The organism is Acinetobacter sp. CAU_H_29a_1 (assembly GCF_058599505.1).
In genome coordinates, this window is record NZ_CM178655.1 from 1,544,973 (window position 1) to 1,567,512 (window position 22,540).

Consider the following 22,540-nt stretch of genomic DNA (forward strand, 5'->3'; position numbering starts at 1 on the left):
ATGAAGCATATTGTTATTCCTGCGCGTTTTGCGAGCACACGTTTATCTGGAAAACCACTTCTTAAAATTCATGGTCGTGAAATGATTTTACGGGTCGTTGATCAGGCGAAGAAAGTTGAAGGTTTTGATGATCTCTGCGTCGCAACGGATGATCAGCGAATTTATGACCTTTGTATGGCTGAAGGCGTGGATGTGGTGTTGACCTCAGCGGAGCATCCTTCGGGAACAGACCGTCTAAGTGAGGTGGCAAAAATTAAGGGCTGGGCCAGTGAAGATATCATTGTGAATGTTCAAGGTGATGAGCCTTTATTGCCAGCGGCTTTGGTCAAGCAAGTCGCGCAACTTTTAGAGTCACAAGCCGATTGTTCAATGTCGACTTTGTGCGAACCAATTCATCATTTAGATGAATTTAAACGTGACAGTATTGTTAAAGTGGTGATGTCGAAGTACAAACAAGCACTTTACTTTAGTCGTGCCACTATTCCATATGACCGAGATGCTGCAAAACAAGTGGAACAAACGTTGCATAACCAAGCCTTCCGTCATTTGGGCTTGTATGCTTACCGCGTGAAATTGCTTCAAGAATATGTGACATGGGATATGGGTACACTCGAAAAGCTCGAAAGCCTAGAGCAACTGCGTGTTTTGGAGAATGGGCACCGTATTGCCATTGATATCGCAGAAGCGAACTTGCCACCAGGTGTGGATACACAAGAAGATTTAGATCGTTTAAATGCCATGGATGTGGCTCATTTTGCATAATAGAACTTAGGTCGTATAAATGAAGCAAACGCTGCCTGAGCAGATTTATCCGTGGCATCAAACTGTTTGGGAAACTTTAACCACGCGCTTTCCCAATATTGGTCATGGCTTATTGTTTTATGGCAAAAAAGGTTGTGGTAAAGAGACTTTTGCTGAGCAGTTCCTTACTTGGGTCTTATGCGCTAAGCGGCAACCAAATCATTTGGCCTGTGGGGAGTGTGGAAGTTGTCAGTGGTTAAAGGCGGATACACATCCCAATTATGTGCATATCACTACAGATGAAGACAATAAGAAACAAAATGCCAAGATCAAAATTGAGAAAATTCGTGATCTGCTGCCTTTTGTGCAGCAAACGGTAGATGGTTGGCGCGTCATCATTATTGAACCTGCTGAGGCTTTGAACACAGCTTCAGCCAACGCTTTATTGAAAACGCTTGAAGAACCCGGGGATCGTGTACTTATCATTTTATTGGCAGATCATTATTTAAAACTGCCTGCAACCATTCGCAGTCGTTTGCAGCATTTTACTTTGGATCGCATAAATGAACAGCAAGCAGAGCAATTTTTAAACCAGCATTTGCCCCATACGGATTTGGCACAACAACATTTGTTGATGAATTTGTCCAATCATATGCCGTTGCAGGCAATTACATTGTCCGAGAGTGAGTGGATTCCTCAACGTGCTGAATTTTTAAAAGATTGGCAAAAGTTGGTGATGGATAAAAATATGCCGATGGCAATTGCGACCAAGTGGAATAAAGCGCTGACATTTAGTGATTTTAGTCAAATGTTTGAGTACTTGTTGTCAGATTTGATTTGTGTCAAGCTAAATCAGCAATTAAAAAACACTGATTTGGATTTCAGTGTGCTGGCAGAACGGTATTCACTTGAAACTTTGTTTTCAATTTATGCCGAGTTGCAACAGTCAAAACAATATATTGAACAAAACGTACAAACTAATTTAGTGCTCGACCAATTGTGTATTCGGTTGATGGATGTTTAAAACAGGGGAATTTTATGCAACCACGTATGGGCGGAATCATTCAAGCCAATATTCCAGATAAAGCAACGTTATATGCAAGCTACATGCCTTTTGTGGTTGGTGGTGGTTTATTTATTCCATCCAAGCAACCTGTGAAAATGGGGGAGGAAGTCTTTGTTTTGGCAACATTGCCAGAGCAAGCACAGAAAATTCCTCTAACAGGTAAAGTGATTTGGATCTCGCAAAAGCAAAATGGAATCAAACTCCAAGGATTTGGTATTCAACTTTCTGGGGAGAAAGGGGTTTATTACAAATCAGAAGCGGAAAAGTTGCTTGCAGGTATTAAGTCTGAAGGGCGAACTAGTTACACTATGTAATTAAGTACATGAAGTAGGAAACGCCTGTGTTTGTAGATACACACTGCCATTTAACCATGCTAGATTTAACCCCTTATGATGGGGATTTAGATTTAGCATTAGCGCAAGCACGTGCAGCGGGCGTTCATCGCTTTATGAGTATCTCGGTTGATCTTGATGATCATATTGAGCTAGCAAAAATTGCGGCACGGCATGACGATGTGGGCTATAGCGTCGGGGTGCATCCTTGTGAAGATCCTGAAACCATGGCCCGCGCGACCACAGACTATTTAATTGAGTTGGCACAGCCTGAAAAAGTTTGGGCAATTGGTGAGACTGGGCTCGATTATTTTCACAGTACAGATTTCATCGCTGAGCAAAAAGACTGTTTTGCACGACATATTCATGCTTCACAAGCTGTAAAAAAACCAGTTGTTGTGCATACCCGTTCTGCCAAGCACGATACTGTCGATATTATTCGCGCCGAAAAATCGACCCATGGAATTTTGCATTGCTTTACAGAAGACTGGGAAACGGCCAAAGCTGTTTTAGACTGCGGTTACTATGTGTCATTTTCAGGGATTGTATCTTTTAAAAATGCGCAAGACCTGCGTGATGTGGCGAAGCAAGTTCCTTTGGATCGCTTATTAATTGAGACGGATAGTCCTTATTTGGCACCGATGCCATATAGAGGAAAGTCTAATGAGCCAAAGTACGTTCCTTATGTAGCCAAAGCCTTGGCAGATGTATATGATAAGTCCTTGGAAGAGATGGCTTTCATCACAACACAGAACTTTGAAAACCTTCTCAACATGAAGTAAATAAATTGAAACGATAAAAGCGTATAAGAGAGTACTAGGGTGAAAATGGATCGTCAGGCTCAGTTTCGAGCAAGAGAAGCGTTAATTTTCCAAGTGGCTGAACAGTTGCTTTTAGAGAATGGCGAAGCAGGGATGACCCTTGATGCATTGGCTGCGGAATTAGATCTAGCAAAAGGTACGCTTTATAAACATTTTCAAAGTAAAGATGAACTCTATATGTTGCTCATTATTCGTAATGAGCAAATGTTGCTTGAAATGATTAAAGATACGGATAAGCAGTTCCCTGAACATCTAGCATTTTTTATGTTACATCATTTGCATCATCCTGAACGCACCGTGTTGTTTCATCAAATAGAAGAGCGATTATCGACCACGGGTGTTGGGATCTATCATTTATTTACTGAACTTTATCAAATTCGAAAGCAACGTCTACGTTTAATTATTCGTATGACCGAGCGGTATTTGGAGTCGATAGAAAGTCAAATGACAGTTCGTGATTATTTGGCATCGATTTGGTCTTTGACGCATGGTGCCGCAGCGATTTTGAACTCTAGTTTTTATCAACGATATTTGGGCTCACGCGACACTTTACGCGTGGCCTACATCGACCAAGCTCTGGCGATGCCTAAACAAACGGGTGCAGCAGGTTATCTTGCTTAGCGGATAGGATGTATGAAACAGAAACTACCTTCAAGGATTCAAGGATTTACACTGGTTGAATTGATGGTGGTTATTGTTATTATGGCCATTATGGCGTCATTGGTGATGTTGAATATCAATGGGGTCGATCAACGTAAAGCAGCGCAAGCCCGTGATTTTTTTATCATGGATGTACAGAAAATTGCACGTGAGGCAAATGATCAAGCACGTGTTTTGGCACTAGAGGTTCATCCTGCGACCGATGTGGCTGATTTTTCTTATACTGTTGTTGAATATAAAAACCCTCAATTTACCATACCCACAGAACAACAAAATAATGCAATGCTGAATCACCAAAAATGGCAAAAATATAATGAGTTCCCGCAGCAAGTGTTAGCTAAAAATGTATCTTTTGCTGTGCAATCCTTAGACTATGATGTTTCCCAAGCCCGAAACGATGATTTAACCCAATCGAGTGCACCTAAACTGATTTGGTTGGGGAATGGCGAAGCAAAACCTGTTCGTATTCAATTTTATTATGCCAATGAGCCCGTGGGTGCAGAAATTGAAATTGATCATTTGGGTAAAATAAATGCGAGCTAAAGATTTAAAGAATAGTCTGCCGGCTTGCGCTCGGATGAAATATTATTTCATTAATCCTCGCTCAGGATTTACATTGCTGGAAGTGATGGTGGCACTGGCTATTTTTGCTACAGCAGCGGTCGCTTTAACCAAAGTGGGTATGCAATATACTCAGTCTACAGCCCATGCCATCTTGCGTACCAAGGCACAATTTGTTGCCTTGAATGAAATTTCTATGATGGAAATCAATCGTGATTGGCTACAAGGCACGGCCTCTAAACAAATCACCCAACAAGGTGAAACTTGGCAAATTGATAAATCAGCGCAAGCAACGATTAGTGCTAATGTGCAACGCGTCAATGTACAGGTGAGCTTGGTGAATACTGAAACTGGAAAAGTAGATTCGGGTGTTACGAGTTTAGTTTTTTTTAACCATCGTGATGGAAGCCAACCATGACAAAACGCTCAGGCTTTACTTTGGTTGAGTTGTTGGTGGCAATCGCGATTTTTGCTGTGCTTTCAGCTTTGGGTTGGAAGGTTTTTGATTATCTGATCAAGATTAAAGAGCGTAATACCCAACATGAACAGCGCTTAGGTCAGCTACAAGAAGCATATCAACAAGTGTTACGTGACACTGTGCAAATTGTACCAATTACTGCCAATGTTGCGGGGCAGGTTCAACCCGCAGTCATGTTGCAAAATGGTCAGTTAACCTTTAGTAAAACTAGCGTGACTGATCCTTTAATGCAAGGCATACCGCCTGAAGAGCGAGTTGAATATATTTATAAAGCAGATGAAAAAAAACTGTACCGTTATAAATATAAAAATTTAAATCAAACAGGTAATGATCAACCTGAAACCAGTGTTTTACTTGATTCGGTTGATCAATTTCAAATTATGCTACTTAATCCCAATGAAATGGCACAATGGCCTGAGGTGGCATTGAGTGAAAATGATGTGACTCAGGCAAAAATACTACCGCGCGGTTTAAAAATAAACCTCACTGTTAATGAAGTGAGTTATGAATGGGTGTTTAGTTTATTAAATACAGATTTTTTAAAACAAAAAAATTAAGTTGCAGGATATGAAACTCACGGACTCTATGCAAAACCATTTTTCCTTAAATGTATTCGTTGTAAATAGGTGGATGTTTTGAAGCGCTCTCAGCACGGCATTGCATTGATCACCATTTTGGTGATGGTGGCTTTAGCAACCATCCTTGCGGCTACGATTGCGAAACATCAGCGCAATACCGCAGAGAGTACGGCTTATTTAATGCGACAAAACCAAGCTCTGTTATACGCAAAAAGTGCAGAAGCTTTTTTTTCTGAGCTGTTAGTGGATGATGCTAAAAATGCAGCAGAGGTCGATCATCTACAGGAAACATGGGCGAAGCCCATGCCTGCTTTTCCAGTGGAAGATGGTTTTGTTTCTGGGCGTTTAGAAGATGAATCGGGTAAATTTAATTTAAATGCTTTAGTTAAGTCGGATAAAAAGCCGAATGAGGCTGCAAAACTTTGGTTTGAAAGGCTGCTGGTACGTGTGGGGTTGCCTGCACAGCTTTCAGAAGCAGTGATTGATTGGCAAGATGAAGATGATGAAGTCAGTGGGCCGATGGGTGCTGAATCTGCTTATTATCAAAGTTTAGCACAGGGGTATTTGGCATCAAATCGTGCTTTTTATAATGTTGAACAGTTGAAGTTGGTGCGGGGGTTTGAGGGGCGCAATTATCTACTGATTGCACCTTATGTGAGTGCTTTACCGAGTAATGAATTAAAGGTGAATGTAAATACTGCACCTGCACTGGTGTTGGCTAGCATTGATCCTAAGTTGGATGTATCTGCTATTCAAAATTTACAAAAGCAAAGACAGGCCAATTTGGAGCATTTTTCCAATGTTAATGAACTGTGGGAGGTTGATCCATTTAAACAAGTGGACGAGACTCAGCGGGCTGCTGTTAATGATTTTCTCGGAGTTCAATCGAACTATTTTAAAGCCAGAATTGAAGTGCTGCTGAGTGAGCGTAAGCGTCAGTTTAGTAGTGATTTGGTGCGAAAAGATCAAGTGGTATATGTGGCTTATCGGAGCATGTCACCTTTTTAAAGGCTAAATGTAAGGCTGATATGATTTACCAATTGGATTGAACAATAAAATAAATGAGCATAGGTTAACTTTTGCTTTATAATTAAAGTCAATTCTCAGAAAGTTTGATTGCATTACGGCATATGTTAATTCGTAAGTTATTTAAGTTTGAAAATGCCCATATTGTACGCAACTGTACATCGGATCGTTGTAAACGCTCCATTCATGGTCATAGTTATAAAGTTGAATTACTCCTCAAAGCATCGAAATTAGATCATGGTCAAATGGTTTATGACTTTGGCTTGCTGAAAGGGGTGATTAAAGACCTTTATGACTCTTTTGATCATGCGATTTGTTTTTGGCAAAACGATGATCCAGAATATATTCAAGCATGTAAAACATTTAGTGCACGTTGGGTGTCGCTACCTGTTTCGCCATCGGCTGAACAATTTTCACGTATTTTCTTTTATCTTGCACAGCAAGTACTTGCGTCGACCGTGACTCAAAACGGTGAAGGTGATGTGGAAGTGTACTCGGTGATTGTGCATGAGACCGATACGGGCTATGCGCAGAGTTTTATTGAAGATATTGAAAATACACAGATGGGGCTTTTAGATTTAAGCCAGATCGAGTTTTCAGAACAAATCCAAGCGGAATGGGCGGACACTGAAATGTATACCAAATTAAAAGAAGGTATCCAATTTCACAATCCGAATGTAGAATTGCAAGTCAAACTGTGAAATTTGTCACGGAATATACAGTAAGGGAATAAGGCGCAAGTATGTCTTTAACAGAACAACAGCAAACCAAGCTTGATAAAATTCAGCTGGATGCCAGTTGGAAACATGGATTAAGTGACTTTTTGCTTAGTACAAAGATGGATGCGTTAAAGCAGTTTCTTGTTACAGAAATAAAAGCGAATAAAGTGATTTATCCGCCAAATGCGCTGATTTTTAATGCATTTAATACAACGCCTTTGGCGAATGTGAAAGTGGTAATACTCGGACAAGACCCGTATCATGGGCCGAATCAGGCACATGGGCTCAGTTTCTCTGTGCAAAAGGGGCTTGCTTTGCCACCATCTTTACGTAATATTTTCCATGAGTTAAATAAAGATTTAGGAATTGATATTCCTAAACATGGGGATTTAACTCGTTGGGCGCAGCAAGGTGTTTTGCTGTTGAACAGTGTATTAACCGTTGAAGCTGGTCAACCCACATCACATCAAAAACAAGGTTGGGAAGACTTTACCGATCATGTGATTGATGTTTTAAATGAACAGCGCGAGCATATTGTTTTTATTCTTTGGGGAGCATATGCGCAGCGGAAAGGACAACGGATTGATCAAGAAAAGCATTTGGTGTTAAAGGCGGCACATCCGTCACCTTTGGCAGCAAACCGTGGTGGATTCTTCGGTTGTAAAGTTTTTTCAAAATCCAATAATTATCTTAAACAACATGGCATTGAGCCTATAGATTGGCAGCTGGACGCATGACATATTCTCCCGTTTCTAAAAACTACCATCCAGATTTGATTGTAGAAGAAGCAAAAAATGGTTGGCGCATTGTTCGTCTGAATAGACCAAAATCACTTCACGCTTTAGATGAAACGATTGTTTCAGCTTTATTTGAAGTGTTTCAAGATTTTCATAGCGATGACGCTGTAAAAGCCATTTGGTTGGATTCAACTACACCAAAAGCGTTCTGTGCGGGTGGTGATGTACGTAAACTTCGTCAACTGGTGATTAATGATGAAGTTGAAACAGCCAATCAGTTCTTTGAGCAAGAATATGCTTTAGATTTATTACTGCATAACTATGCTAAGCCTGTCTTGGTCTGGGGTGAAGGTTATGTCATGGGCGGTGGTTTGGGTCTGTTTATGGCAGCACCATTCCGTTTGGTAACACCGCATTCACGTTTAGCGATGCCTGAAATTAATATTGGTTTGTACCCAGATGTGGGTGCAACGCGCTTCTTGGCGGACCGTGGGGCAATTGGTTTGTTCACGGGCTTAACGGGTTCAATCATGACGGCTGCGGGCGCATATGGGATTGGTTGGGCAACACATATCTGTGATGCGCAGCGTAATACGGTGCTTGAGAAAGTCATCAATATTGACTGGAGCCATTATCCAGCAGGTGATTTTAGAGCCATTGATGACACATTAAACAGTATGCATCGTCCGGTGGGCCCAGGTCCATTACAGAACTCTTTGGATGTCATTCATAGTGTATGTCGTGGTGTGAACTTCGAGCATGATTATGATGCTATTGTTGGTTTAAGTGATGCACGTAGTGATTGGCTTCGTCAAGCCAGTGAAAACTTGCAAAAAGGCTCACCAACAACTGCTGCATTAACATGGTTGTTATGGCAGTGGGGTAAGCAGGTTCATTCTTGGAATGAAGTGTTTGAGCTTGAAACGCAAATTTCGGACTGGAAAATTCGTCATGCAGACTTTGTTGAGGGTGTGCGTGCGCGTTTAGTGGATAAAGACTTGTCACCTGCATGGAAACAAGGGGCTAGTAACAGCTTAAAGGGTATTTTCGCTGGTAATCCACCAACAACGAGTATTGAAAGCTGGAATGAACTCCTTAAACATTACGATGTAATCTAATCTTTATGACTGATGTTTTAAAAACAGATAGTGAATGGATGCAGCTTGCTTTAGAGCAGGCTGCTATTGCGGCATCAAAAGGTGAAGTCCCAGTTGGGGCGATCATTGTGAGTCAAAATAAAATTATTGGTTCGGGCTTTAATGCGCCTATTTCGCTAAATGACCCTACCGCACATGCTGAGGTTCAAGCTCTGCGCGATGCCTGTCAACATATACAAAACTATCGTTTGCCTGATGATTCGGTCATGTATGTGACGCTTGAGCCTTGTACCATGTGTGTAGGTGCTTTGGTGCATGCACGCGTTTCAAAAGTGGTATTTGGTGCGACAGAGCCGAAAGCGGGTTCGCTTATAAGTGCACGTAAACTATTTGAAACGGGTTATTATAATCATCAGTTCTTGGTTGAGTCAGGTTGTTTACATGAGCAATGTTCACAGCAGCTCAGCCACTTTTTTAAAATGCGCCGCGAACAAAAGCGACTATCCCGTCTACAAGAAAAGGGATGAATGAATTCGTAAAATAATAATTTCATGTAAAATAAAATGACAATAATTATTGTCAAATAAGGCGTTGGAATCACCATGAACAATATTCAGATTAAAAAAGAATTTAATGCACCTGTAGAACAGGTGTTTGATTTACTTTCTAAACACTCAACCTATAACGTCGCTTTTGCACCAGTTCAAGTGGTGCGAGTGAAAGATTCAGCAGATCCAGAACGTCCGGATGGACTTGGTTCTGTGCGTCGTATGGGTTTTGGTCCAATTAAACCTTTGCAAGAGCAAATCACATTAATGAATGTGAATGAACGTATTGAATACAAGATTATTAAAAATCCACTCATCAAACATCATTTGGGTATTATTGAGTTTGAGCCGATTGACTCGAATAAAACTTTAGTGACCTATACGATTGAATTACAGGCACGTGCACCTTTTGTAAGTAAATTAATCCTTGCACAGCTTAAATCTGCGATTAAACTAGGTTTTTCGAAACTCGCTAAATCTGTATAACAAACTTTGGGTAAGCAATGACAGTTCAAATAATCACAATTGATGGCCCAAGTGGTTCGGGTAAGGGCACACTGGCTGCGAAAATAGCAGCTCATTATCAATTTCATTTACTTGATTCGGGAGCGTTATATCGCTTGTTGGGCCTGTCATTGCATCAACAAGATTTGTTAGATGCTTTGTCAAGCGAACTGAGTCAATGTGTCGAAATTGCTAAACATTTAGACATACAATTTTTAAGTTCTGCACAAGGCACACAAGTCTTGCTCAATGGTGAGGATGTTAGTCAAACCATTCGAACTGAGCGAGTTGGTGAGTTTGCATCAAAAGTTGCAACAATTCCTGAGCTTAGAGCTGCGCTGGTCGATCGCCAGCATGCTTTTGCACAAGCACCGGGCTTGGTTGCAGATGGCCGAGACATGGCAACATCTATCTTTCCAGAGGCTCAAGCCAAGATTTATTTAACTGCTTCAGCCCAATCTCGTGCTGAACGCAGAGTAAAGCAGTTGCAGGGTATGGGGCTGGATGCTAAAATAAACGATATTTTAGCTAATATTGAGGCGCGTGATAAACGTGACATGGAGCGCGAAGTTGCTCCACTCAGACCAGCAGCTGATGCCTACATCATTGATAGTTCTGAATTGAACATTGATGAGGTATTTCAGCTTATGACGGCTTATATCGATAAGCAATTAGCAAACTAACGAATTTTTATATTCAGCAGAAGCATAGCTTGATCAGTTCAAAATGGACTATGTAGACGCTTAACTAAACCGGCCTTGTCTGATCCAAGACCGCTGACTTTATCAGGTATATCATGACCGAATCTTTTGCAGCCCTCTTTGAAGAAAGCGAATTAAACCTCAACGTTGAAAAGGGTGCTGTCATCCAAGGCGTTGTAGTAAACATCGATTCTGATTGGGTAACAGTTGACACTGGCCTTAAATCAGAAGGTATTGTTGACCGCGCTGAATTCTTAAATGAACAACGCGAACTTGAAGTTCAAGTTGGCGACACTGTTGATGTTGTTGTTGAAGCGCTTGACAACGGCATGGGTCAAACAGTTTTATCACGTGAAAAAGCGAAACGTGCTGAAACTTGGACTAAACTTGAAAAAATCTTTGAAGACGGCGAAATCGTTACTGGTGTTATCTCTGGTAAAGTTAAAGGCGGTTTCACTGTTGACATCGGTCCAGTTCGTGCGTTTCTTCCAGGTTCTTTAGTTGATACTCGTCCTATTCGTGATACTACTCACTTAGAAGGTAAAGAGTTAGAATTTAAAGTAATCAAACTTGATGCTAAACGTAACAACGTTGTTGTATCTCGTCGTGCTGTTATGGAAGCTGAATCTTCAGCTGACCGTGAAGCTCTTCTTGCTCAGCTTGAAGAAGGTCAAACAGTTACTGGTACTATCAAAAATCTTACTGACTACGGCGCATTCGTTGACCTTGGCGGTATTGATGGTCTTCTTCACATCACTGACATGGCTTGGAAGCGTATCAAGCACCCATCAGAAGTTGTTGAAGTTGGTCAAGAAGTTACTGTTAAAGTACTTAAGTTTGACAAAGAACGTAACCGCGTATCTTTAGGTCTTAAGCAATTAGGCGAAGATCCATGGTTAGCGATCATGAACCGTTACCCTAAAGGTTCAATCGTTAAAGCTCGCGTAACTAACTTAACTGACTACGGCTGTTTCGCAGAAATCGCTGAAGGCGTTGAAGGTTTAGTACACGTTTCTGAAATGGACCACACTAACAAAAACATCCACCCATCTAAAGTTGTTCAGATTGGTGATGAAGTTGATGTTATGGTTCTTGAAGTTGACGAAGAGCGTCGTCGTATTTCTCTTGGTATCAAACAAACTCGTGCTAACCCATGGGAAGAGTTTGCTAAGAACCACGACAAAGGTGAAAAAGTTTCAGGTACGATCAAGTCAATCACTGACTTCGGTATCTTCATCGGTTTACCAGGCGGTATCGATGGTCTAGTTCACTTGTCTGATATTTCTTGGAACGAACAAGGCGAAGAAGCTATCCGTCGTTACAAGAAAGGTGACACAGTTGAAGCGGTTATCTTGTCTGTAGACGCTGAAGGCAACCGTATCAGCCTTGGCATCAAGCAAATGAACAGCGATCCGTTCAACGATTTCTTAGCTGCTAACGAACGCGGTGCACTTGTAAAAGGTACTGTAACTGCTGTTGACGCTCGTGGCGCAACACTTAAGTTAGCTGACGAAGTTGAAGCGACTCTTAAAGCATCTGAAATTAACCGCGACCGCGTTGAAGATGCAACTAAGTTCCTTGAAGTTGGTCAAGAAGTTGAAGCGAAAATCATCAACGTAGATCGTAAATCTCGCTCTATCAACTTGTCTATCAAAGCGAAAGACGAAGCTGAAGAGAAAGAAGCAGTTGCTAACTTGAAGACAGCAACTACTGGTCAAGACAATGGTCCTAAGACTATTGGTGATTTGATCAAAGCTCAAATGGGCAACTAAGTAGATGTTTGAATTGTATTGTTAATGTAAGTTAACTAATACTTTTTACACAAATACAATAAACGGTAGCGTAGTATTCACTTATTACGCTACCGTTTTGTATTTAAACAGGTTATTATCAATCTATCTACAAGGTAGCTTGATAATTAAAGAGGTCGCAGATGACTACTGAAGCACTTAATAAGTCTGACTTAATAGAGCGTATTTCTCTTAAAAACCCGCACTTAGCAGAGCCATTAGTGGAAGAAGCTGTTAAGATTATGATTGATCAAATGATTGCATCTTTGTCTTCTGATAATCGTATTGAAATTCGTGGTTTTGGTAGTTTTGCACTCCATCACCGTGAACCTCGTGTTGGGCGTAATCCTAAAACGGGTAAGTCGGTAGAAGTGGCTGCTAAAGCTGTTCCACATTTCAAACCAGGTAAAGCATTACGTGATGCAGTAAACGAGACTGCAGGCGAATAAAATTTATTGGGGTGCTTATGCGTTACGTATTATTCGCATTATTAATTGTACTGTTTGGCTACTGCCTAGCTTTAGTGCTACAAAACGGAACTGAGCTAACCGTTGATCTGTTGTTTATACAGGTTCCAGCAATGCGTTTAGGCCTATTGTTATTATTAACAATGGCTTTAGGGATTGTGTTGGGTTTGTTAATTGGTGTTCAGGTATTTCGTGTATTCCAGAAAGGTTGGGAAATTAAGCGACTACGTAAAGACATTGATCACCTTCGTAAAGAGCAGATTCAATCCGCTCAGTTGGCTGCTGCTGAAGCTGCAGCACATACAAGACATGAAAAAACAGTGTTAGATATCAATCCTAATGATCGTCCATCTACACCGCTTTAAGCCACAATATGAAGTAAGATTTCTATCTTAGAAGTATTGAAGCAAGTTTGATTTAAACGCCTTTGGATATATAGCCAAAGGCGTTTTTTATTGTGCTTTAAAATATTGATAACTATATAAAAAGCATATGAATAAAGAACTTAGTTTGAATTTTAAATGGTTTTTAGAAAAATAGTCTTGGTCGTTTTAGGCTTAATCCGTATAATGCCTTAATTTTGTGAGTTTGAAGGGTCTCCCCATGAGTATTATTGTTGCTTTAGATGCAAAAAGTCATTATGAGGCAATGACGATTGCTGGGCAATTAGACCCTCAATTATGCCGTGTAAAAGTCGGTAAAGAATTATTTACCCATGAAGGCTCATCTATTGTTAAAGCTTTACATGGTGAAGGCTTTGAAGTCTTTCTAGATCTAAAATTTCACGATATTCCAAATACGACTGCGCAAGCGGTATGTGCTGCTGCAGATATGGGGGTTTGGATGGTAAACGTCCATGCTTCAGGTGGCCGTAAAATGATGGAAACCTGTGTTGAGCGCTTAAAGGCTGGCAATTATAATACTCAACTGATAGCAGTAACGGTGTTAACCTCGATGGGCCGTGAAGATTTAGCCGATATTGGTTTGGATATTGAACCATTTGAACAAGTCAAACGTTTAGCAAAACTGACTAAAGATAGTGGTTTAGATGGTGTGGTATGTTCAGCGCAAGAAGCAAAAATGCTGCGTGAGGCTTTGGGTTCAGAGTTTGCATTGGTAACACCGGGCATTCGCCCTGAGGGCTCAAGTGCTGATGACCAAAAGCGTATCGTAACGCCAAAACAGGCAATGTTAGACGGTGCAACACATCTAGTGATTGGTCGACCAATTACACAGTCTGCAAACCCATGTCAGATGCTCAAAGATATTTTAGCGACGCTTTAAGCGACTAGAAATCTAAAAAGCCTTTCATTTGAAAGGCTTTATTATGGATTAAATTTTAAAAAGAATTGTTGGTGAGCGAAGTGGCAATAGCAAAATAAAAAGACAGAATTGAATAGAGCACCATGCTTTACAGAGCCGCCAATACACTGACAACAATCGGTGCCAAAACTGACAGGATGAAACCGCTCACCATGGCATGTGGAATAAAGTCATTCCCACAGGCTTGTTTGACCATCGGTAGGGTGACATCCATTGCTGTAGCTCCTGCAGATGAAATCGCAGAGCGAGGGTAACGCCAGCCAATGATGTACATAAACACAATCGCAAAAATTTCTCTGAACAAATCATTCATCAGAGCAATACTGCCTAAATGTGCATTCTTTAACTCCGTGACCACAATGCCGGTCATGGAGTAGAAACCATAACCTTGAGATAACATAATCAAGTCTTTTAGTTGAATGCTCGGCACAAAATAGGCCGTTACAAACGCCCCGATAATTGAACCCAGAATACAACCAAGTGGAACGAGCAGGATTTGCCAGTTCAACCATGAGCGATCTAGTGGGGAATAGGCTAAATCAAGCCCGATCAGGAACATGAAAACCAGTAACAAGTTCCATGTACTGATATGAAGGGTATAACCGAAACCTGAAGATAGCTCTGCCAAGCCATAACCTAAGGCCAGTGCGATAAATGCATAACTGATATTGATTAATGATTTGCTCACAAGGCTCATGGATACTTTGCCATGACTCGGTTGATAGCCCAAAAGTTTAAATAATATGTAACAACAGACAAAAGCACCGATACTGGTCATAACTGCTAAAAGTGCTGCATGATTGAGTATCTGCCAAGGTTCGGCAATGCTATGCAAAGTCGTTGAAAACTCAATCGCAATTGAGATTAAGAGAATATACGTAAAATAGGGTAGGATTTGAAAGGAAAGTCGTTCAAGCCATTTGGGTAAACGGCGTGCCAAAACAAATCCAAGTGCTAAACAAATAAGAAGCTGAAAAATCAACCAAAACGATTGCATGTCAAATAAAGTGTGAAAAAATACTAACTTATTATGACCGCGATCTTAATTTATTGCTTGACTATCTTGCTTAGAATTTAAAAAACGATAGTCTGCTGGATTGGCTTTTCGTGTTTTTAGCCAATACTTCCATGTATAGCTGGGCCATAAAGAGAAATTTTTCCCGTCCGCTTGTTGATACCAGCTGACACAGCCAGATTGCCAAATGGTATCTGTAAATTTACTTTGTAAATGCTGATTAAATTGGTCTTGAATATCTGCTTTCACAATGATTGCTTGAGATTGGGTTTTTTCTGCCATCTCGACGAGCTGTAGAATGTAATTTACTTGTGACTCAATCATAAAAATAACTGAGTTATGACCTAAGACTGTATTGGGCCCTAAAAGCTGAAATAAGTTTGGGAAACCTTTGGTGCTAATTCCATAGTAACTTTCGGCCCCGTCTTGCCATGCGTCTGTAAGCTCAACATGATTCAGCCCTGTACAGCTAAAGGATTTAAGATAAATACGTGGGTCAGTCACAAAACCTGTGCCATAGATGAGGCAGTCAATTGCACGCTTCTTCCCATCTTTGGTGATGATACTGTCCTCAGTTAATTCCAAAATATCATTGGTAACCAACTCCACATTTTTACGGTTGAAGCTTGGATAATATTTGTTGGAGACCAAGATGCGTTTACAACCCATAATATAGTTGGGAATCAGCTTATCTGCGGTTTCAGGGTCTTTGACTTGATGGTGAATATACGCTTCTGCTAGTTTTTGTGCATATTTCATGACCTGTGGTTTCATAATGGGAACTACACGAGATTCATTTGTCCAATACAGACGAGCTCGATGAATTTTTCGAAACCAATCAAATCGATTAAACAGTGTTTTCTCAATCGGTAAATAACGACGTTCATCCCGAGGAATAACCCATGCAGCTGTCCTTTGTAGTACGTAGAGTTGCTTCACTTTTTCTGCAATTTCAGGAATATATTGAATCGCGCTACCCCCAGTGCCAATAGAGGCAACATTTTTATTGCTGAGGTCATAGTTATGATCCCACTGTGATGAATGGAAAACTTTGCCTTTAAATTTCTCGATACCCGAAATACACGGAATTTGCGGTACATGCAGTGGACCAGATGCGAAAATAACAAATTGAGCGGTCAGAGTTTCATTTTGATTAAGGGTGAGTTGCCATAAACACTGATTGTCTAAGTAATGTGCAGCACACACTTCGGTGTTAAAGCGGATATAAGGCTGCAATTGATGTTCAGCGGTAAGTGTTTGCATGTATTGATAAATTTCAGGTGCTTCAGCATAACGTTTAGACCAGTCGGTCTTGGGTGAAAAAGACAAAGAATAGAGGTGTGACTGTACATCACAAGCAGCGCCCGGATATTGGTTTTCACGCCATGTGCCACCTATTTCACTGGCTTTTTCCAAAATTACAAAATCACGAATATTATTTTGCAAAAGGCGAATAGCCATCGCTAAGCCACCAAAACCTGCACCAATAATGGCGATTTTTACCTGTGGGGTTGTTGAATTTGCTGCCTGCATTTGTTTTTCCTTTTTGTTTTACTTTATTGTAGAGCAACTATCCAGAAGATCTATGATAGCCTTGACAAGAAAATTGATAGATTCGGCAATTGTTGTACGCTAGGTGGCTGTAGTAAAACATAGGCCAATATTTTGCTTTTAATTGATTATGAAACGTTCTGTACTTGGCTTGATGTATTTGATTCAAGGAATGCGTAAAGCAGGAGTCGCAGTCGATCAAAAGTTACAAAGCATTGGCTTACGTGTGGAGTCGCTTGATCCGAATGCGATCATTCATCCTGCTCTAGAGTGGGATATTTTGAAAATCATTGCAGAGGATATTGAGCCTGAGCAAGGCTTGTTTATTGGTCAGCATTATGTCTTGGCAGGATATGGCCCTTTACTGATGTTATTGATGACCAGTCCAACGACACATACCGCGTTAGAACAAGGTATTCGCTATCAAAGTTTGACGCATTTGAGTGGCTTATTGGGTTTGAAAAAACAAAATGATCAAGTCGCACTATGTTATCTACCGCGGGACCTACAAACGTCTGTGGGACAGTTGCGTGCACATTCTGAAATAGCGGGAACCTATAAGTTTTTGCAAGATATTTATAAGATGATTGGGCTGGAGATGCCTGAGGTTCGAATTACTTTACCTGTTACACGACCTGAAGATGCGAAAAAACTGGCGCTCTATCAGCAGGTTTATGGTCAACAAGTGAGTTTTGGTACGCAGCAAGCTGAATTTTGGTTTGATGAATGGGTCTTAAATGTACCAATTCCTTCAGCAGATTTGATGACATTTAACGTTTATGCAGGCAAATGTCAGGCGGAATTACAACGTTTGGAAGAAACGGCAGAGCAACCGAGTCTGATTCAACGTGTACAAGATTATTTGGAGTTGCAACGAGGTTTACTGCCGACCATGGCTGAAACCGCGCAAGCGTTGAATTTGCCCGAGCGAACCTTAAGACATCAGTTGCAACAGTTAAATAGCAGTTATAAACAAATTCGTGAGCAATTAATGAAAGATCGTGCACTACATTTGATGGAATATCAGGAATATTCCATTGAAATGATTGCAGAGTTATTGGGTTACTCGGAGCCTGCAGCCTTTAATCATGCATTTAAACGGTGGTTTGGTTACAGTCCACGACAATATGGGAAATAGCCTAAGCATAATTATGCCAAAGTGTTATATATTAACTTTTCCACTCCGCTATAATTGATATAGCCTAAAAACAGTATTAAATGATATGTCAGATTTTAATTCACCTACCGCATTCAGTCCCTTATCTCCTGCAGAGCGTTATGCTCAAGCCTTAGCATCCGGGCAGTTCATGTCTGATGAGGCACAAGCTCAGGCCGTTCATGAGCTGGATCGCGTTTGGCATGAATTAATTCAACGTTTTAAGGCATCTAAAAAAGCATTCCGTCGTTTCCGCCGTCAAACTTCTCCACGTGGTGTATATATGTGGGGTGGCGTAGGCCGTGGTAAAACATGGTTGATGGATCAGTTTTATGACTCAATTCCATTTCGTCGTAAAACACGGATGCACTTTCACCATTTTATGCAACATGTACATCGTGAGCTCAACAAGCTTTCAGGTCAGCGTAACCCTTTAGATGCAGTTGCGGATCAAATTTATAAAGAAGCAGTGGTTATTTGTTTCGATGAGTTCTTCGTCTCGAATGTGACGGATGCCATGATTCTTAGTGATTTGTTCCAAAAGCTTTTTGCACGTGGCATTACCTTGGTGGCAACCTCAAACATTGCGCCAGATGGTTTATATAAAAACGGCATTCACCGTGATCGTTTCATTCCAACCATTGAAATGGTGAAACAGCAGTGTGTGATTTTAAATGTAGATGCAGGCGTGGACTACCGTTTGCGTGTTTTAAAGCAAGCGCAACTCTTTAAATCACCTTTAACACATGAGCACCAACGCTGGATCGCACAGCGTTTTAGCGCATTGACACAGACTCAAACCATTTCAGATGAGCCGATTATTATTAATAATCGTATTGTAGAAACGGTCGGGCATACTGAAGATGTTTTATGGTGTGAGTATTCAGAGCTGTGTTTAAAACCCCGTAGTCCTGCTGACTTTATCGAAATTGCAAATATTTATAATACGGTGTTGGTGAGTAATGTTCCGCATTTGACCGATTATCTTTCTGAAGGCACACGTCGTTTTATTTATCTGGTCGATGAGTTTTATGACCGTGGGGTAAAACTGATTTTAACCTCAGAAGATACAATTATCGATTTGTACTCTGGTGATAAATTAGCCTTTGAAATTGAACGCACGCGTTCACGTTTATTGGAAATGCAATCAGATGATTACTTGAATGAAGCGCATCGACAAATACAAGCTGAAGCAAGTAAACAACAAGAAGAAATTTAAAAATATAAGCACCCAAAAGGGTGCTTTTTTTATGTGCATTTTCATCGATTAATTTATCGACTTTTTTGAATAATCATGGCTTAATCAGGATTGAAAATAGGGAGAATATTGGTTTTAAGTGTAAAAAATATACAAAACTGCACTTAAGTCTAATTTCGGCATTTCAAAAACTTAATAAACTACTAAAGAGCATTTTGTAAATTGATAATGCTTGTGCCTTGAGCTGTATTTTATTTGGTAGTTTGTATACTTTATTAAATAAAAAATGATCACTATTTCGCACAGTGATATTACTATTCAGCCAAGTTTAAATCGGTATACTAGAATCTCTTGTATAAAAAGTAGCAATATCAGGAAAGACAATGACTGCACGTATTCAAAAAGGCAAGTTAGCGATTGCTAAAGAACTTTACGATTTCATCGAAAATGAAGCACTTCCAGGTTCAGGTTTGGACAGTGAAACTTACTGGAAAAACTTTGAACAAGTCGTTGTCGATCTTAGCCCAAAGAACAAAGCACTATTGGCTAAGCGTGACGATATTCAAGCGAAGATCGATGAATGGCACCGCAACAACAAATTTGAACTCGAAGCTTACAAAGCTTTCCTTACTGAAATTGGCTACTTAGTACCAGAAGTAGAAGATTTCCAAATCAGCACAGAAAATGTAGATGAAGAAATCGCATTATTGGCTGGTGCGCAATTGGTAGTACCTGTGCGTAATGCACGTTACTGCTTAAATGCTGCAAACGCACGTTGGGGCTCTTTATACGACGCACTTTACGGTTTTGACGTGATCCCAGAAGACGGTGGCGCGGAAAAAGGTAAAGGCTATAACCCTATACGTGGCGACAAAGTTATTGCATTTGCTAAAAACTTCTTAAATGAAACCTTCCCATTAGCAAATGGTTCGCATGCTGATGCGACAAAATATGCAGTTGAAGGCAAAAAGTTAGTTGTGACGTTAAAAGACGGTTCAACATCGACTTTGGCTAAAGAAGCACAATTTGTTGGTTTTAATGGCGAAGAATCTGCTCCAACAGAAATCGTACTTTTAAACAACGGCCTACACGTTGTGATTGAAGTTGATGCGAACAGCCCAATTGGTAAAACAGATGCGGCTGGCGTAAAAGATTTAGTACTTGAGTCTGCTTTAACCACAATTCAAGACTTAGAAGATTCGATCGCTGCTGTAGATGCAGAAGAGAAAGTTGAAGGCTACCGTAACTGGTTAGGTTTGATGAAGGGTACGCTTTCAGAGTCTATCGAGAAAAATGGTAAAACTGTTACGCGTACTTTGAATAAAGACCGTACGCACAAAAACTTGATTGGCGGTGAAACAAAACTTCATGGTCGTTCATTGATGCTTCTTCGTAACGTGGGTCATCTTATGACCAACCCTGCGATTCTTGTAGATGGTGCTGAAATCTACGAAGGTATCATGGATGCATTAATCACTCCGCTTTTGTCTTTTGCAGACATTAAAGGTGAAAACGAAAACAAGAACTCTCGTAAAGGTTCTATGTACATCGTTAAGCCAAAAATGCATGGTCCTGAAGAAGTTGCTTTTGCTGTTGAATTGTTTGAGCGTTCAGAACAAGCGCTTGGCTTGCCTGCAAAAACTTTAAAAATCGGTATCATGGATGAAGAGCGTCGTACTTCTGTAAACTTGAAAAACTGTATTGCGCAAGCAAAAGACCGTACGATCTTCATTAATACAGGTTTTATGGACCGTACAGGTGATGAAATCCATACCTTTATGGAAGCAGGTCCATTCGTTCGCAAGGGCGAAGTGAAATCACAAATTTGGTTCCCAGCATATGAAAACCGTAACGTGATGATCGGTCTTCAAGCGGGCTTACGTGGTAAAGCACAAATTGGTAAAGGCATGTGGCCAAAACCAGATATGCTTTTAGACATGTATAAAACCAAGATTGAACATCCAGAAGCGGGCGCAAGCTGTGCATGGGTTCCATCTCCATCTGGTGCTGTCATTCACGCGATTCACTACCACCAGTGCAACGTGTCTGAGCGTCAAAAAGAATTATTGAATACTCAGCCTTTATCATTAGATGATTTGTTAACACCGCCTTTAGCAACAGATACCAACTGGACTGAAGAAGAGAAAACCAAAGAGCTTGAAAATAATCTTCAAGGGATCTTGGGTTATGTTGTGCGTTGGGTTGACTTGGGTGTGGGTTGTTCGAAAGTTCCAGACATCAACAACGTGGGTTTAATGGAAGACCGTGCAACTTTACGTATTTCATCTCAACACGTTGCAAACTGGTTGCGTCATGGCATCGTATCTGCTGCGCAAGTTGAAGAAGTGATGCAGCGTATGGCGAAAATCGTTGATGAGCAAAACGCAAACGATCCACTTTACACACCTATGGCGCCAAGCTTCGATGGTTATGCATACAAAGCAGCTTATGACCTTGTGTTTAAGGGTGGTGAGCAGCCATCAGGTTATACAGAACCACTTCTGCATGCTGCACGTTTGAAGTTAAAAGGTTATACAGGTGACTAATCTGTAAATCGAAAAAAGCCTCTTCGGAGGCTTTTTTATTGGCTGAAATAAGTCCTACTGTATCTATAGAGGAAAACAATAAGACTGATTTAATTTTGGGTAATAGTGATCTATAGATTGGCACGTGCTCAAGGCTATGAATGGATTTAAGCGTAGGGCTAAATAAGTATCTCAACTAGACGCTGCGGATAAAAGCCTTATACAATTCACTATATAAAGCTCGTCATACTATTGTTAACCATCAAGTTGGATGAAAATCCATGTGCGCTAATTTTAAACCTCTAACCCTTGCTCAAATACAACAGTTCGGTCTACCTGAAATTCCGTTTGATTATGTGGACGAAGTCTACCCTGGTTATGAGTTGCCTTTATTGTTCAAATCAAATTTAGGATTTGAGTGGCGTAAGGTACATTTTGGCTTAATACCGAAATGGGCAGAAGATAAGAGCATTGCAAGCAAAACCTATAATGCTCGAAGTGAGACGCTTCTGCAAAAGGCCAGTTTTATTGAAGCGACTTCAAAATATCAGTTTGGGGTGATTCCCGTTTTTGAATTTTATGAGTCAAAATATATAGAGCAAAAGCCGCAGAGATGGGGTGTTAGACGACGGGATGGGCAGGTTATTTTTGTTGCCGCACTTTATGAAATCTGTCGTATAGCAGGTGAGGTGGTGCGTTCAGCCACCATGCTTACGATGAACGCGATAGATCATCCAATGATGCGGGAGTTTCATTAGCCGGGGGATGTGAAGCGCTCAGTGATCGTGATTCCACATGAACGCTTAGAGGAGTGGCTCAGCTGGAAATCACCGAATATTCAATCCTTTGGACAAGGCTTTCCTGTTGAAGAGTTTGAATGTTCACATGTGCCGAAAATAAAAGTCGAAAAAGAGAGTCCCCAACTCAACTTTTTCGACTTTTAAGC

Annotated in this window: 24 protein-coding genes and 1 pseudogene; 23 read left to right on the forward strand and 2 right to left on the reverse strand. The window is 40.7% G+C overall.

Annotated elements, in window-relative coordinates:
* The 19 genes from kdsB to pyrF all read left to right on the forward strand — a co-directional run bounded on the left by kdsB (position 1) and on the right by pyrF (position 14,110).
* A complete protein-coding gene (gene kdsB, locus AC4MDD_RS07595; RefSeq protein WP_491882501.1) occupies positions 1-762 on the forward strand; it encodes a 3-deoxy-manno-octulosonate cytidylyltransferase in 762 nt (253 codons plus the stop codon).
* Between the two features lie 19 nt (positions 763-781).
* The gene (locus AC4MDD_RS07600) at positions 782-1,765 is read left to right on the forward strand and encodes a DNA polymerase III delta subunit-related protein (RefSeq protein WP_126036800.1); all 984 of its coding nucleotides are present in this window, start codon (positions 782-784) and stop codon (positions 1,763-1,765) included.
* A gap of 14 nt (positions 1,766-1,779) precedes the next feature.
* On the forward strand, positions 1,780-2,121 hold the full coding sequence (locus AC4MDD_RS07605; RefSeq protein WP_005401154.1) for a PilZ domain-containing protein: 342 nt from the start codon (positions 1,780-1,782) through the stop codon (positions 2,119-2,121).
* A gap of 26 nt (positions 2,122-2,147) precedes the next feature.
* A complete protein-coding gene (locus AC4MDD_RS07610; RefSeq protein WP_078425022.1) occupies positions 2,148-2,921 on the forward strand; it encodes a TatD family hydrolase in 774 nt (257 codons plus the stop codon).
* A 45-nt stretch (positions 2,922-2,966) separates the two neighbouring features.
* Positions 2,967-3,581 (forward strand): TetR/AcrR family transcriptional regulator, encoded by a 615-nt coding sequence (locus AC4MDD_RS07615; protein ID WP_004696845.1) that lies wholly within the window; start codon positions 2,967-2,969, stop codon positions 3,579-3,581.
* A gap of 12 nt (positions 3,582-3,593) precedes the next feature.
* Positions 3,594-4,163, forward strand: coding sequence for a type II secretion system protein (locus tag AC4MDD_RS07620; protein WP_278344809.1), 570 nt, complete (start codon positions 3,594-3,596; stop codon positions 4,161-4,163).
* Positions 4,164-4,197: 34 nt separating this feature from the next.
* Positions 4,198-4,599, forward strand: coding sequence for a type II secretion system minor pseudopilin GspI (gene gspI / locus AC4MDD_RS07625; RefSeq protein WP_062032924.1), 402 nt, complete (start codon positions 4,198-4,200; stop codon positions 4,597-4,599).
* A complete protein-coding gene (gene gspJ, locus AC4MDD_RS07630) occupies positions 4,596-5,216 on the forward strand; it encodes a type II secretion system minor pseudopilin GspJ (protein ID WP_491882502.1) in 621 nt (206 codons plus the stop codon). The genes gspI and gspJ overlap by 4 nt, the downstream gene beginning before the upstream one ends.
* Positions 5,217-5,294: 78 nt before the next feature.
* Positions 5,295-6,245: a type II secretion system minor pseudopilin GspK gene (gene gspK / locus AC4MDD_RS07635; RefSeq protein WP_491882503.1), complete on the forward strand. Its 951-nt coding sequence runs from the start codon at positions 5,295-5,297 to the stop codon at positions 6,243-6,245.
* Between the two features lie 122 nt (positions 6,246-6,367).
* Positions 6,368-6,964 (forward strand): 6-pyruvoyl trahydropterin synthase family protein, encoded by a 597-nt coding sequence (locus AC4MDD_RS07640; RefSeq protein ID WP_004696854.1) that lies wholly within the window; start codon positions 6,368-6,370, stop codon positions 6,962-6,964.
* A gap of 41 nt (positions 6,965-7,005) precedes the next feature.
* A complete protein-coding gene (gene ung / locus AC4MDD_RS07645; protein ID WP_004696856.1) occupies positions 7,006-7,719 on the forward strand; it encodes a uracil-DNA glycosylase in 714 nt (237 codons plus the stop codon).
* Positions 7,716-8,837, forward strand: coding sequence for an enoyl-CoA hydratase/isomerase family protein (locus AC4MDD_RS07650; protein ID WP_058951874.1), 1,122 nt, complete (start codon positions 7,716-7,718; stop codon positions 8,835-8,837). The genes ung and AC4MDD_RS07650 overlap by 4 nt, the downstream gene beginning before the upstream one ends.
* 5 nt (positions 8,838-8,842) lie before the next feature.
* Positions 8,843-9,343 (forward strand): tRNA adenosine(34) deaminase TadA, encoded by a 501-nt coding sequence (tadA, locus tag AC4MDD_RS07655; protein WP_317109989.1) that lies wholly within the window; start codon positions 8,843-8,845, stop codon positions 9,341-9,343.
* 75 nt (positions 9,344-9,418) lie between these two features.
* The gene (locus AC4MDD_RS07660) at positions 9,419-9,850 is read left to right on the forward strand and encodes an SRPBCC family protein (protein ID WP_004696860.1); all 432 of its coding nucleotides are present in this window, start codon (positions 9,419-9,421) and stop codon (positions 9,848-9,850) included.
* Between the two features lie 17 nt (positions 9,851-9,867).
* Complete coding sequence (gene cmk / locus AC4MDD_RS07665) at positions 9,868-10,551, forward strand: (d)CMP kinase (RefSeq protein WP_004984817.1); 684 nt, start codon at positions 9,868-9,870, stop codon at positions 10,549-10,551.
* A 113-nt stretch (positions 10,552-10,664) separates the two neighbouring features.
* Positions 10,665-12,341 carry a 30S ribosomal protein S1 gene (rpsA, locus tag AC4MDD_RS07670; protein ID WP_004696863.1) on the forward strand — a complete coding sequence of 559 codons (1,677 nt, stop codon included), beginning with the start codon at positions 10,665-10,667 and terminating at the stop codon, positions 12,339-12,341.
* Between the two features lie 161 nt (positions 12,342-12,502).
* Positions 12,503-12,808, forward strand: a complete 306-nt coding sequence (locus AC4MDD_RS07675) for an integration host factor subunit beta (protein WP_004696865.1) — start codon at positions 12,503-12,505, stop codon at positions 12,806-12,808.
* 17 nt (positions 12,809-12,825) lie between these two features.
* Positions 12,826-13,191 (forward strand): lipopolysaccharide assembly protein LapA domain-containing protein, encoded by a 366-nt coding sequence (locus tag AC4MDD_RS07680; RefSeq protein ID WP_004696867.1) that lies wholly within the window; start codon positions 12,826-12,828, stop codon positions 13,189-13,191.
* Between the two features lie 238 nt (positions 13,192-13,429).
* Positions 13,430-14,110 carry an orotidine-5'-phosphate decarboxylase gene (gene pyrF / locus AC4MDD_RS07685; RefSeq protein ID WP_491882504.1) on the forward strand — a complete coding sequence of 227 codons (681 nt, stop codon included), beginning with the start codon at positions 13,430-13,432 and terminating at the stop codon, positions 14,108-14,110.
* A 127-nt stretch (positions 14,111-14,237) separates the two neighbouring features.
* Here pyrF and AC4MDD_RS07690 read toward each other — a convergent pair whose 3' ends face one another.
* Both AC4MDD_RS07690 and AC4MDD_RS07695 read right to left on the reverse strand, forming a co-directional pair.
* Positions 14,238-15,146 (reverse strand): LysO family transporter, encoded by a 909-nt coding sequence (locus AC4MDD_RS07690; RefSeq protein ID WP_491882505.1) that lies wholly within the window; start codon positions 15,144-15,146, stop codon positions 14,238-14,240.
* A 45-nt stretch (positions 15,147-15,191) separates the two neighbouring features.
* Positions 15,192-16,697, reverse strand: coding sequence for a flavin-containing monooxygenase (locus tag AC4MDD_RS07695; RefSeq protein WP_491882506.1), 1,506 nt, complete (start codon positions 16,695-16,697; stop codon positions 15,192-15,194).
* 148 nt (positions 16,698-16,845) lie between these two features.
* Between AC4MDD_RS07695 and AC4MDD_RS07700 the strand changes: the two genes are divergently transcribed.
* The 4 genes and pseudogenes from AC4MDD_RS07700 to AC4MDD_RS07715 all read left to right on the forward strand — a co-directional run bounded on the left by AC4MDD_RS07700 (position 16,846) and on the right by AC4MDD_RS07715 (position 22,538).
* Complete coding sequence (locus AC4MDD_RS07700) at positions 16,846-17,853, forward strand: AraC family transcriptional regulator (protein ID WP_491882507.1); 1,008 nt, start codon at positions 16,846-16,848, stop codon at positions 17,851-17,853.
* 85 nt (positions 17,854-17,938) lie between these two features.
* Positions 17,939-19,090, forward strand: a complete 1,152-nt coding sequence (gene zapE / locus AC4MDD_RS07705) for a cell division protein ZapE (protein WP_004696878.1) — start codon at positions 17,939-17,941, stop codon at positions 19,088-19,090.
* Between the two features lie 362 nt (positions 19,091-19,452).
* A complete protein-coding gene (locus AC4MDD_RS07710) occupies positions 19,453-21,615 on the forward strand; it encodes a malate synthase G (RefSeq protein WP_491882508.1) in 2,163 nt (720 codons plus the stop codon).
* A 260-nt stretch (positions 21,616-21,875) separates the two neighbouring features.
* Positions 21,876-22,538, forward strand: a pseudogene (locus AC4MDD_RS07715) (SOS response-associated peptidase family protein).
* The last annotated feature ends 2 nt before the right edge of the window (positions 22,539-22,540 follow it).